This is a genomic window from Calditrichota bacterium (assembly GCA_014359355.1).
Classification (GTDB): Bacteria; Zhuqueibacterota; Zhuqueibacteria; order JANLFK01; family Oleimicrobiaceae; genus Oleimicrobium.
In genome coordinates, this window is record JACIZP010000190.1 from 16,713 (window position 1) to 29,371 (window position 12,659).

The 12,659-nt window shown below is 61.3% G+C and carries 11 protein-coding genes; 7 read left to right on the plus strand and 4 right to left on the minus strand.

Features of this window, described 5'->3' with window-relative positions; genetic code table 11:
- Nucleotides 1-12: 12 nt before the first annotated feature.
- From fsa to H5U38_08490, 3 genes are read right to left on the minus strand one after another with little or no spacing between them, the layout of a single operon-like run.
- Nucleotides 13-660 (minus strand): fructose-6-phosphate aldolase, encoded by a 648-nt coding sequence (gene fsa / locus H5U38_08480; GenBank protein ID MBC7187054.1) that lies wholly within the window; start codon nucleotides 658-660, stop codon nucleotides 13-15.
- Nucleotides 657-1,445 (minus strand): tRNA pseudouridine(38-40) synthase TruA, encoded by a 789-nt coding sequence (gene truA, locus H5U38_08485; protein MBC7187055.1) that lies wholly within the window; start codon nucleotides 1,443-1,445, stop codon nucleotides 657-659. Before truA ends, fsa begins: the two co-directional genes overlap by 4 nt.
- Nucleotides 1,446-1,452: 7 nt before the next feature.
- Nucleotides 1,453-2,244, minus strand: a complete 792-nt coding sequence (locus H5U38_08490; protein MBC7187056.1) for an energy-coupling factor transporter transmembrane protein EcfT — start codon at nucleotides 2,242-2,244, stop codon at nucleotides 1,453-1,455.
- A gap of 994 nt (nucleotides 2,245-3,238) precedes the next feature.
- Here H5U38_08490 and H5U38_08495 point away from each other — a divergent pair.
- From H5U38_08495 to H5U38_08505, 3 genes are all read left to right on the plus strand, one after another.
- Complete coding sequence (locus H5U38_08495; GenBank protein ID MBC7187057.1) at nucleotides 3,239-4,762, plus strand: AMP-binding protein; 1,524 nt, start codon at nucleotides 3,239-3,241, stop codon at nucleotides 4,760-4,762.
- A gap of 57 nt (nucleotides 4,763-4,819) precedes the next feature.
- Nucleotides 4,820-6,916: an elongation factor G gene (gene fusA, locus H5U38_08500; GenBank protein MBC7187058.1), complete on the plus strand. Its 2,097-nt coding sequence runs from the start codon at nucleotides 4,820-4,822 to the stop codon at nucleotides 6,914-6,916.
- A 79-nt stretch (nucleotides 6,917-6,995) separates the two neighbouring features.
- Entirely contained in the window at nucleotides 6,996-7,496 is a 501-nt protein-coding gene (locus H5U38_08505; GenBank protein MBC7187059.1) for an HIT domain-containing protein, read from the plus strand.
- A 45-nt stretch (nucleotides 7,497-7,541) separates the two neighbouring features.
- Here H5U38_08505 and mazG read toward each other — a convergent pair whose 3' ends face one another.
- Nucleotides 7,542-8,309 (minus strand): nucleoside triphosphate pyrophosphohydrolase, encoded by a 768-nt coding sequence (gene mazG / locus H5U38_08510; GenBank protein ID MBC7187060.1) that lies wholly within the window; start codon nucleotides 8,307-8,309, stop codon nucleotides 7,542-7,544.
- 315 nt (nucleotides 8,310-8,624) lie between these two features.
- On the opposite strand from mazG, the gene H5U38_08515 reads away from it, so the two are divergent.
- The 4 genes from H5U38_08515 to H5U38_08530 form a co-directional block, all read left to right on the plus strand.
- Nucleotides 8,625-9,644, plus strand: a complete 1,020-nt coding sequence (locus tag H5U38_08515; GenBank protein ID MBC7187061.1) for a dipeptide epimerase — start codon at nucleotides 8,625-8,627, stop codon at nucleotides 9,642-9,644.
- 25 nt (nucleotides 9,645-9,669) lie between these two features.
- Nucleotides 9,670-11,181, plus strand: a complete 1,512-nt coding sequence (gene dacB / locus H5U38_08520; GenBank protein MBC7187062.1) for a D-alanyl-D-alanine carboxypeptidase/D-alanyl-D-alanine-endopeptidase — start codon at nucleotides 9,670-9,672, stop codon at nucleotides 11,179-11,181.
- Between the two features lie 46 nt (nucleotides 11,182-11,227).
- Nucleotides 11,228-11,500 carry a hypothetical protein gene (locus tag H5U38_08525; protein ID MBC7187063.1) on the plus strand — a complete coding sequence of 91 codons (273 nt, stop codon included), beginning with the start codon at nucleotides 11,228-11,230 and terminating at the stop codon, nucleotides 11,498-11,500.
- A gap of 168 nt (nucleotides 11,501-11,668) precedes the next feature.
- On the plus strand, nucleotides 11,669-12,659 hold a 991-nt coding region (locus H5U38_08530), incomplete at its 3' end, for a HAMP domain-containing protein (GenBank protein ID MBC7187064.1).

The window sequence follows — 12,659 nt, forward strand, 5'->3', positions numbered from 1 at the left end:
GCGCGCCCAACCCTACTGCTTCTTCACCTTGGCCCAGTCCTGCAGGAACCTCTCGATGCCGATGTCGGTCAAGGGGTGCTTCATGAGCTGCTCGATGACCTTGAAGGGCACCGTGGCCGCATGAGCTCCCATGAGCGCCGCCTCCACCACGTGCAGCGGGTGGCGGATACTGGCCACCACTACCTCGGTGTCAAAGCCATAGTTTTCGTAAATGGTCAGGATGTCGCTTATCAGGTCCATGCCGACGTGACTGACGTCGTCCAGGCGGCCAACAAAGGGCGAGACGAGGTTGGTGCCAGCCTTTGCCACAAGCAGCGCCTGCATAGGGCTGAATACCAGGGTGGCATTGGTGTGAATGCCCTCGGCCCGCAGGCGACGGATGGCCTTCAACCCCTCGGTGGTGGCCGGGATCTTCACGTAGATGTTGTCGTGAATGGCCGCCAGCTCGCGTCCTTCCCGGACAATTCCCTCGGCGTCCAGACTCACCACCTCGGCGCTAATAGGCCCATCAACAATGGCGCAAATCTGCGCTAGGATTTCCCTCGGGTCCCCCTTTTCCTTAGCCAAGAGCGTGGGGTTAGTAGTAACGCCATCGAGAATGCCGAGGCTGGCCGCCTCCTTAATCTCGGTGACATTAGCCGTGTCGATGAATAGCTTCATGACTCCTCCGTTCCGTTGAGTCGCTCACCAGAAACCTCCGCTTCCAGATCCGTGGGGTAGACCACGCGCATAAGGCACAACCCTTGAGCGGGCGCAGTGGGCCCAGCCACACGGCGATTTCGCGCCTCCAACATTTGCCCTACGCTTTCCGCCGGAATCTTGCCGCGGCCAACCTCCACCAGGGTGCCGACAATAGTGCGCACCATGCCATGCAGAAAGCGGTTCGCCCTAATGTCGAAGCATAGCTCGCCCTGGCACTCTGACCAGGTCGCCTCTTCAACGCAACACCGGTAGTGGGGCAGTGCGGCCTCTGCGCGGCAGAAGGAACGAAAATCGTGTTCCCCCAGCAACGGCTGTAACGCGCGGCGCATGAGCTCCAGGTCCAGGGGCCGCGGGTAGTACCAGACGTACTGCCTGCCGATGGCGTACGGCCTGGTGGCTATGCGGTAGCGGTAAACGCGCGCCAAGGCACTGAAACGCGCGTGAAAGCCCGCAGGCACCTCCTCCACTTCCAGGGCACGGACATCGGGCGGCAAGAGCGCATTGAGCCCCCGCAGTAGACGAGTTGCCTGTATGCGGCGCTCGGTAAAGAAGTTGACCACCTGCCCCTGCGCATGCACCCCCACGTCTGTCCGCCCTGCTGCAGTTAGGCTCACCGGATGCTGCAGCAGCTGCTCCAGCACACGCTCCAGCTCCCCTTGCACGGTACGCACCCCCGGTTGCCGCTGCCAGCCACAAAAGTCGGTGCCGTCGTATTCGAGGATAATCTTCAGGTTCCGCGTCATGCAAGCTCTACACAAGCGCGGCGAGGGCCACCAGCCCGGCACTCACGGCCATTGCCACATAGTCGATGGGCTGCAACCGCAGCAGCTGGTAGCAGGTGCGCCCCTCTCCGCCGCGATAGCAACGTGCGTCCATGGCCAGTGCCAGCTCGTCCGCCCTGCGAAACGAAGAGACGAAAAGGGGCACAATAAGCGGCAACACGCTCCGCACCCGCTGCACTACGTTCCCCTCGAAACTTGCCCCCCTCGACACTTGCGCCTTCTGCAGGCGGTCGGCCTCCTCCAGCAGGGTGGGCACAAAGCGCAGGGCCAACGACATCATCATGGCCAACTCGTGAACCGGCACTCCCACGCGCCGCATCGGACGCATGAGCCTCTCCAAACCGTCGGTGATCTCGATGGGCGAGGTGGTAAGCGTCAGAAGCGCCGCCATCACCACCAACACCGCAAGCCGAAAGGAGTACAGCAGGCCGTTCCGCACGCCTTCCCTGGTCAGCGTCCACCCTACCAGCGGGAGCTTCGCCCAGACGCTTCCCGCGGTGAAGAATGAATGGACAATCATCGTCAGCAGGAAGAGCCAGACAAACGCGCGCAAGTTGCGTAGGACAAGCGGCAATGGCAAGCGCCCTGCTAAGACCACTGCAAAGGTGAGCATGCCCCAAATGGCGGTCACCGCCGGAGCATCCGTCAACAGCAGACCTATCATCAACAAGACGCTTGCCACCAACTTGGTACGCGGGTCCAGCCGGTGCACAACCGAGTCGACCGGGTAGTAGCGCCCCAATGTAATGTCTTGCAATATCTCCACTGTAGCCTTCCTGCCTCAGCTTGCTTGGCAAGATAGCGCATTTTGCCGTGAAAATCAAACAAAAACTGAGGCTGCCCCGCGGGCAATGGGACAACAGGGCTCAGCTCCCCATAGGTCCACCCGCTCGGCTCTGGAAGCGCTGGCAAGTAGGAAACGCGGAGCGGTCAGTAGAGGGTCGTAAACAAAGCGTGCCCTCGGTTTACACAGGAAGGGTATGCTGTGTGCAGAACAAGCGCGGGAGGCTTTGCGGCAGTCTCGGGGTCGGGCATGAAAGCAGGTCCTACCGTGGAATGGGTCGCCCAGCACGGACTCCGGTCGGTGACGACGCGGACCACTAACTATGCTCGCCGACTCACGCTCGGGGGAAGGCTGACATTGGTCGGGGGAGAAAAGGAAAGCGCGGTTCAATGCGTACGCCGAAGATGTCGTCCCACTCTACAACCACCTCCCATCCGCACAGTTGCTGCATTGAACCGCGCCCTACTCTTGGCTCGGTATATGGGGGTTTAAGGTTTAACGGTCTTGCCTTGGCTCTACCCGTGACCTCCCACTAAATGTTGACCTCCTAACGCGCTCGAGACCCACATATCGATTTTCACGACCCAAATATATCGCTTCTCAGCACAAAGTCAAGAGGAATTTCCGATGTTGGTAAACGATTTGTAATTTTTCGGTTGTTCGCTCGTGAAGATGTGCAAATCTAAGACACCTTCCAACCACGGGTGCTCGGGCCCTCGCGCTGTTCACTTCCTGGGCAGGTGCTCCCAAAGCTGCGCTGCAGCAGACGAACAGGCCGGGAGCAGATAGTGGCCTACACAGCCAGAGCCCAACGGAGCGGCGATTTTCCTCTTGACTATTTGCCTGTTTTGTTTTATACTAAGGAGCCTTGATCGGCGCCCTGCCCAGGGTGGGAAGCATCGGCGTCAGCAGGCAGGACGTTGACAACAGAAAGCCCCAAAGCGCTCTTGTGCGATGGTCTGGAGGTGCTGTGCCTACACTAACGGGTCTCTTGCATAATACTGCGCAGAGACACACAGAGTCCACGGCGATAGTCTTCAATGAGCATCGGATCGAGTACGGACGCCTCGAGGAGGCAGTGCGACGTCTGGCAAAGGGGCTCAAGGGGCTGGGTGTCCAGCCGGGCTCGCGGGTGGCGCTGCTGTTGCCCAATCTGCCCCACTTTGTGATCAGCTACTACGGGGCGCTCTGGGCGGGCGCGGTAGTGGTGCCGCTGAACATCCTCTTGGGGCGCGAGGAGCTCCGCCAGGTGCTGGTCGACAGCGGAGCTCAGGTGGTGATTGCCTGGGGTGGGTTCAAGAACACAGTCCTCGCAGCCACCTCTTCACTGCCGCACCCTGTGCGCCTGGTTTTCCTGGGTGAGCGTATACCGGCCGACACGCAGAGCCTGCCGCACTTGATCGCCCAGTCCTCGGCTGACGAGAACCCGGCCCAAGTGCAGGAAGAGGACACTGCGGCTATCATCTACACGGCCGGCACCACGGGTCCGCCGCTGGGGGTAGAATTGACCCACGCCAACCTGACGTCGGCAGCCAACATGTGCCGCACCATGCTGCTTCTGTCGCCGAAAGACCGCATCATGGCCGTGTTGCCGCTCTACCACCCATTTGCGCAGACGGCGGCAATGAACGCCGCCATCGACGCGGGGGCGCAGCTTGTCATTCACCATCGCTTCCGGCCCCGCGAAATCCTCAGCTCCATCGCGCAGAACGAAGTCACCTGTATGGCCGCAGCGCCGGGCATGCTCCAAGCCTTGCTGGACACTGCCCAGCAGACGGACGACCTGTCGTCGCTGAAGTACTGCCTCACTTCGGGCTCGCCCCTGTCCGAGGAGCTTCGGCACCAATTCGAGGAGCGCTTCGCCCACACCTTAGTCCTTGCGGGCTACGGGTTGACCGAAGCAGCCGGCATCGTCACCAGCAATCGCTTGGACCGCGAGCGGAAACCTGGCTCGGTGGGCCTCCCCATGTTGGGCGTGGAGCTCAACATCGTCGACAGCGACGACCGACCCCTGCGCCCGGGCGAGCATGGCGAGATCGTGGTCAAGGGGCCAAATGTGATGAAGGGCTACCTGAACCGCCCCGAGGAGACCGCCAGGGCGCTGAAATCGGGCTGGCTGCACACTGGCGACATCGGCATGGCGGATGCCGACCACTACTTCTACGTGATCGCCCGCAAGAAGGAAGTCATCTGCAAGGGTGGGTTTCACATCTATCCCCACGAAATCGAGCAGGTGGTGCTGGGGCATCCGGCTGTCGCCGAAGCAGCTGCGGTTGGCGTGCCTGACCCAGTGCATGGCCAGGAGGTGAAGCTCCATGTGGCACTGAAGCCAGGTGCCACGGTCACTGCTGACGAGCTCATCGCCTTCTGCGCAGAGCACCTGGAGGTCTACAAGCGGCCCAAGACGGTGCAGTTTCACCAGACCCTGCCCAAAACGCCGACAGGCCGGGTACTCAGGCTACGGTTGGGGGCAAGCAGTTCTCAAGGTAAATAGCAGCGCGTCCGATCTTCCGGCGCGCATCTGACCTATCACAGCAACGAGGAGATAAGGGTGAAAGAGATTACCAGCAAAGACTTGCGAAACATCGCTCTTGTGGCCCATGGCGGCGTGGGTAAGACCTCGCTGGCAGAGGCCATCCTCTTCTCTGCAGGAGAGACCTCCCGCATGGGCACCGTTGAAGACGGCTCGACAGTTTCCGACTACCAGGCAGACGAAATCGAACGGAAGATCTCCATAAGCGCCTCACTCATGCACTGCCATTGGAAGGATGTCAAGATCAACATCATCGACGCCCCGGGGTACGCGGATTTCTTCGGCGACGCGGTGAGCGCCCTGCGGGTGGCCGACCTGGCAGTAGTCCTGGTTGATGCCGTATCGGGCATCGCCGTTGGCACCGAGAACGCCATGGAGGTCATCACCAAGCAGGGAACGCCGCATCTTTTCTTTGTGAACCGGGAGGACAAAGAGCACGCCAATTTCGATAAGACAGTGGCGGCCCTCCAGGAGCGGTTCGGCCACAACGTGACCGTGCTCCAATTCCCTGTGGGCGAAGGGGCGGAGTTCAAGACGATCGTTGACCTGGTGCACATGAAGCTGGTCACGTTCAGCACCGACGGCAGCGGCAATTACACCACCGCGGACATCCCGGCCGAGCTGAAGAGCAAGGCGGATGGCCTGCGCGAGAAGTTAGTGGAAATGGTCGCCGAGTGCGACGACGCCATCTTGGAGAGTTACTTCGAGAAGGGCTCGCTCTCGGCAGAGGAGTTTGCCAAGGGGCTGAAGTCCGGCATCTTGAAAGGCGCGCTGGCGCCGGTGTTGTGCGGCGCCGCCACCAAGAACATCGGCACGCACCTCCTGCTGGACTTTATCGCCACCTATTGCCCGTCACCGGCCGACCTGTCGCCCGTGAAGGGCACGGTACCAGGCACCGGCCAGGAGTGCACACGACCAGTGGACCCGGCTGCTCCCCTGGCAGCGCTGGTGTTCAAGACGGTGGCAGAGGCCCACTTGGGGGAACTCTCCCTGGTGCGGGTCTACACCGGGACACTGAAGATGGGCGAGGAGGTGCTAAACGCCACCAATGGCACTACCGAGAAGATTGGCCAAATCTACGTGGTCAACGGTAAGACGCGCAAAGAGGTGGGCGCATTGGTGGCTGGCGACTGCGGCGCCCTGGTCAAGCTGCGCAACACCCATACCGGCGACTGCCTTACCGCCAAGAAAGAGCCCATGCTGCTGCCGGGTATCGTCTTCCCTGCGCCGGTCACCGAGGTGGCCATCGTTCCAAAGAGCAAGGGCGACGAGGAGAAGATCTCCAACGGACTGCAAGCGCTCCGCGATGAAGACCCCAGCTTCACCGTGGAAGTGAACCCCGAGCTCCGGCAAACCATCCTTGCCGGGCAGGGAGAGTTGCATCTGGACGTGATTATCAAGCGCCTCAAGGAGAAATTCGGGGTCGACGTGGACGTGCAGAGGCCGCGCATCCCCTACCGCGAAACCATCACCGGTAGGGCAGATGAAAAGTACCGACACAAGAAACAGACCGGTGGCGCAGGGCAGTTCGCGGAAGTGTGGATGAAGGTGGAACCCTTGCCCCGCGGCGCCGGGTTCGAGTTTGAAAACCAAGTGGTGGGCGGCGCCATCTCCTCTGTCTTCATCCCCTCGGTGGAAAAGGGTGTGCGGCAGGTATTGGAAGAGGGCGCGCTGGCCGGCTACAAGATCGTAGACGTCAAGGCGATTGTCTACGACGGCAAGGAACACCCTGTGGATTCCAAGGACATCGCTTTCCAGATTGCCGGCCGCGAGGTCTTCAAGATGGCATTTCTCAACGCAAAGCCGATCCTATTGGAGCCCATTTACGATATCGAGGTGAAGGTTCCCGAGGAGAACATGGGCGAGGTCATGGGCGACCTGTCCAGTCGGCGCGGGCGCATCCTGGGCATGGACTCGGCAGGGCACTATCAGATCGTGCGGGCCAAGGTACCGCTGGCGGAGCTGCACAAGTACGCCTCCACCCTGCGGTCCATCACCCAAGGCCGTGCCACCTATTCCCGCTCATTCTCGCACTATGAGCCGCTGCCCAAGGAGTTGGAGGCAAAAGTCATCGAAGAGGCGAAAGCCGAGCGCGAACGAGAGCGCTCCAAGTAGGAGCAGCGCGAGAATAGACACCGACCGAGGGGGCGAGGAGCAAATCCTCGCCCCCTCCTTTTGCACCGGAGGCTCGGGTATGGACACGCTATGGGCACCGTGGCGGATGGAATATATCAAGTCAGCCAAGCCGCGCGGCTGCATCTTTTGCACCAAGCCGCGGCAGAACGATGACCGCCGCAACCTCATCCCCTATCGAGGCACGCATTGCTTTGTGATCCTCAACTACTACCCGTACAACAACGGCCACCTGATGGTGGTGCCTTACCGCCATGTGGGAGACCTGGCCGAGCTGAGCGCCGAGGAGCAAGGGGAAATGATGGCCTTGATTGCCCAAAGCACTCGGGCCCTGACCGTGACGCTGAAGGCGCAGGGTTTCAATATCGGCTTCAATCTTGGCAAGGCCGCTGGAGCTGGCGTGGAGGACCACCTCCATTGCCACGTGGTCCCTCGCTGGGTAGGGGATACCAACTACATGCCCATCCTCGGCCACACCAAAGTGGTGCCGGAGGCCTTGGAGAACACCTGCGCCACCTTGGCAGAGGCCTTTGCCGAGCTATCGGGGCAAAAGCGGCGGTGAGGTCACAAAGGAAGGCCTTCTCCCCGGAGAGGACCCCCTGAGCCATCATGATTCCTGGCGCTTGACCCGCTCCCAGACCTCGTCCATCTCCTGCAACGACGCGTCCCGAAGGCAAATGCCGCGCTGCCTGAGCTCCTGCTCCACCTGTTTGAAGCGCCGCACGAACTTGTCCACCGTGCCGCGCAGTGCGTCCTCCGGGTTGACGCGGATAAAGCGCGAGAGATTCACCAACGAAAAGAGCACATCGCCGAGTTCTTCTTCCACCTTCCTCTGGTCGCCGAGCTGGCAGGCGCGACGGAGCTCGGCTAACTCCTCTTCCACCTTGGGCCAGACCTGCTCGACGTTCTCCCAATCGAAGCCCACGGTCGCTGCCTTGCTCTGCACACGGTGGGCGCGCAGCAGCGCCGAAAGCTCGCGCGGCACGCCATCCACCACCGATTCCTTGCCCTCGTTCTGCTTGACATTCTCCCAGTGGACGGTTTGCTCCTCGGCCGTGCGGATTTCGGCGTTGCCAAACACGTGCGGATGGCGGCGCACCAGCTTGTCATTGATGCCGCGCACCACATCCTCGATGGTGAAGCGCCCCTCTTCGGCGGCGATTTGGGCGTGGAATATCACCTGCAGCAGCAGATCGCCCAGTTCCTCTTTCAGGTCGTCATAGCGCTCCTGATCAATGGCCTCCAAGACCTCGTAGGCCTCCTCGAGGAGGAATTGGCGGAGGGAACGATGGGTCTGCTCGCGATCCCATGGACAGCCCTTCTCGCCGCGCAACTGCGCCATGATGGCAACGAGTCTATCAAACGAATTTTCCACTGCTGCTCCTTGTGCGAATTGGTGAAGGGAACGGACCTGGCATAGCCGCCACTGTGACAGGAGAAAAGGTACAGAAGATCGGCAACACAATCAATGGAGAATTTGTCGCAGACTGGTTCGGTGACCCCGGTGCGGAGCACCAGGACAAACTCGTTAGGGAACGCTATGCATCGGGAGGAAGGCTAAGTCCCGCAGAGCCACTACCGCTAGCATTCCCCCAAGGCTCCGGGGTGGCTCACGGGCGGGCAAAAACCACTTGATTATTTGGGCCCTTTTGGCTAACTTGATAGCGCGACGATGCAACTTAGGAGCAACATGAGAGTCACCGCATACCCGGTCCGTTTGCCGCTGCGGCATACGTTTCGCATCGCGCGGCACGCGGAAGATGTGAGCGAAAACTTTTATGTGGCAGTCGAGTGGGACGGGATGCTGGGCCTGGGCGAAGGCGCGCCGTCGCCGCGCTACGGTGAGTCGGTGGCGCGCGGCATCGCCGAGGTGGCGAAGGTAGCCGCGACCCTGCACCAACTCCTCTCACCTGAGGCAGCGCTCGCGGTCCTGCCGGGGCTCTCAATGGAGAGCATCGCTGCGCGCGCTGCCTTGGAAATGGCCTTGCTTGACCTTTGGGCCAAGCAGCAAGACCAACCCCTTTACCAGCTGCTGGGTGTGGAATTGGGGCCCATCCCGCCAACTTCTTTCACCTTGGGCATCGCCGCGCCTGAGGAGATCCGCCGCAAAGTCCTGGAGGCACAGCCGTACCGGATCCTCAAGGTTAAGCTGGGCACTCGCGACGACTATGCCATCGTCGAGGCAGTGCGCGAGCTGACCGACAAGCCGTTGCGCGTGGATGCCAACGAGGGGTGGAATCCGGAGCAGGCGGCAGCCACCATCAGGTGGCTTGAGGACAAAGGGGTAGAGCTTGTGGAGCAACCCCTTCCTGCCGGCGATTTGGCAGCCGTGCGCTGGCTCCGGGAACAGGTCACTCTGCCCCTCATTGCCGACGAAAGCTGCCGCGTCGCCGCTGACATCCCGGGACTGGTGGGTGTCTATGATGGCATCAACATCAAGTTGAGCAAGTGCGGCGGGCTGCGCGAGGCGCTCCAGATGATCCGCCTGGCGCGTCATTACGGCCTCAAAGTGATGCTGGGCTGCATGATCGAAAGCTCCGTGGGCATCACTGCGGCAGCGCACCTTGCGCCACTGGTGGACTATGTCGACTTGGACGGCCATCTTCTGCTGGCCGAAGATCCATATGAAGGCGTGACCTTGTGCGACGGCACGCTCATTTTGCCTGAGCGACCCGGCTTGGGCGTCACTCTACGGGCACCGTCTCAATGAAGACTTCCCCTGCCGGAGGATGACTATGCGCATGCGCTTCGCAAGGAAGATGCTCCTGTTGGCTGCTGTGCTCCTGCTGGTGGCAATTGGCTGCGCCCCCTCGTTGCAGCGCACCAAGCCCAGCATCGCGGTCGATCGCCTGCGGGCGGAGTTAGACTATCTGTTCAGCGACCGCGCTTTCGCGAACGCTCACTGGGGCGTGGCCATTCAATCGTTGCGCAACGGCGAGTACCTTTACCTGCGCAACGAGGACAAAGAGTTCATGCCTGCCTCGAACATGAAGCTTTTCACCACTGCGGCTGGCCTGGTCAAGCTCTCGCCGGAGTTCCGCTACCGCACGGCGCTCTTAACCCCGGGGAAGGTGCGCGAGGGCGTGCTGCAAGGTCCGCTTGTCATCAAAGGGAGCGGTGACCCCAGCATCACCGGGCGGTACCACGGCGGCAACATGCTCGCCGTGTTTCAAGCGTGGGCGGACAGCCTGCGCCGCCTGGGAATTGGCAGGGTTAAAGGGGACATCATCGGCGACGACAACTACTTCGCTGATGAGATCCTGGGCGCGGGTTGGTCGTGGGACTATCAGTCCGACTACTACGCTGCGCAGATCAGTGCCCTCTCCTTCAACGACAACTGCATGGACATCATCTTCACCCCCGGCGATAGCGTGGGAGCCCCGGTGCAGTTTCGCTTGGAGCCTGCCACCGACTATGTGCAGGTGAATTGTCTGGTGCGGACGGCGCCCAGGGGGCGCGCCGAAGGCGTGACCTTCGACCGGGCTCCAGGGACCAATCGCGTCACTATCCACGGCAGCATCGCCGTCGATGCCGGGGAAGTCAGGGAGTGGTTTTCGGTGGAAAACCCCACCCTTTTTGCCGCACACGTTTTCCGCCAGACCCTGATCGAGCAGGGAATTGCGGTGGAGGGCAGAGCCGTTGACATCGACTCTCTGCCTGGGTTTCGACCAGACCCAGCTTCCCTGCGGGTGCTCGCCACATACAGCTCGCCGCCCCTGAGCGAACTGGTCACAACCATCAACAAGGTCAGTCAGAACCTTTATGCCGAATTGCTCCTTCGCACGTTAGGTGCCGAGTGCAAGGGGACCGGCGACGCGGCCCATGGGGCGGAGGTGGTCAAAGAGGTGATGACCGGCTTCGGCATTGACCCGGAGGTCATCAGCATGGTGGACGGATCCGGGCTCTCGCGTCTGGATATGGTAACGCCCAAGGCGGTGGTCGCTCTGTTGCGTGGGATGCGCCGCCACACCACGGGCAGTTTCTTCTACGATTCGCTGCCGATTGCAGGCGTAGACGGGACTATCCGAAGCCGCATGCGCGGGACCGCGGCAGAGAACAACGTGCGCGCCAAGACCGGCTTCATTGGGCACGTGCGCAGCCTCTCCGGCTACGTCCGCACGGCCGATCAAGAGGAGCTGGCCTTTGCCATGATTGCCAACAACTACACCGCGCCGACCCCACTGGCCAATAGCCTGCAGGACTTGGTTTGCGAACGGCTGGCAACGTTCAGTCGCAAGAGCCCTTGACTGCGTCGATGGGCATGGGGCGGCGCACGGAGCGAGGTGAACTTCCATGTTTTTCGGTAGGCGTCCAGAGGTGAGGCGATTCTCCTACCAGCCGCTCTTCTACGATCCGAAGAAGGACCAATCGGAGGCAGACCAGCGGCGCATCCATTTTCGGAGGTCCCCGGTCCTGCAAACCCAGGTGCGCCGCCGGTCCGTCATCATCATGCTCCTGGCCGTGCTCATCCTGGTGTATCTCATCTACTATTTGGACCGGGTGGTGGAAAAGGATCGTGCCGCCCGGTTTGACCACTTCCAGGTGGAAGAAATCATAGTTCGCTGAGAGACGGTAGCAAAGCCCGTGCAGAGACGCAAACTACCAACGCCCGGGATCAGGCAGCATAGAGGCGAGGCCTCTCGCGCCGTACAGGCCCGGGCAGGCGGAAGCCGTGCTGGTTGGTGGATTTCCGCCCTCGAGCGCTTGGAAACGGTTCTCGGCTGGATCGCCACGATGCCCATCAAGTTGAAGTTGACCCTGATCATATCGGGCATCGTCTTTGTGGCAGTGGTGGTGCTAAGCGCCGTCCTCTACCAGACCGGCCGGACTATCCTGCTCCAGCGCCTGCAGAACACCTGCAATCTGTTAGCCAGCAACCTGAGTGAGTACACGCGCGAAGAGATGCTACTGGAGGCCGCAGGCGCAGGCACCGCCCGGGACAGGATTCAGGACATCGTGCTGCGGTTCAAAAAGCTGGGGATCGACGGCTTCCAGTACGCTGCGGTGGTGGCACGTGACGGGCGCATCGTAGCGCACAGCGACTATCGCCTGCGGGGCGGCACACTCAGCAATGAAGAGGTCGCCATCCTCAATCGGCTGGAAGGCCTGCACTGGCGAGAGGTGGGCGATACCACCTATCAGTACTTCCAACCCATCTTCGCCATGCGGCGCACTGGCGACACGACCCAGCGCCTCCTGTTGGGCGCAGCGGTGATCGGTTTCTCCAAGGCAGAGCTCTGGGCACCGGTGCGTCGCGCGCGCAATACCCTTTTGGCTGCGCTGGTGGGGGTCTTTGTCCTCTCCCCGCTGGTCATCTACTTGGTTGCCGAGCGCATGACGGCACTGATCCGCCAGCTTTCCCGGGCCGCGCGCGCCGTGGGCGGTGGCGACTTGGAAGTGGTCGTTCCCGTACGCAGGCGGGACGAGTTGGGGCAACTTGCTGCCGATTTTAACCGGATGATTCGCCAGCTGCGCGAACGGCTGCACATGCAAAAGTTCGTCTCTAAGCTCACCGTGGACATGATCCGCAAACGCGCGGCCATGGGGGATCCTCCGGAAACTGGTGGGGAGCTGAGGCATTGCACGGTGCTCTTCTCGGACATTCGCAATTTCTCCGCCATTACCGCGGCTTTGCCGCCAGAGCAAGTTGTCGCTCTCATCAACATTTACCTTGACCTGCAGGCGCAGATTATCGAGCAAAACCGAGGGGTTGTGGACAAGTTCA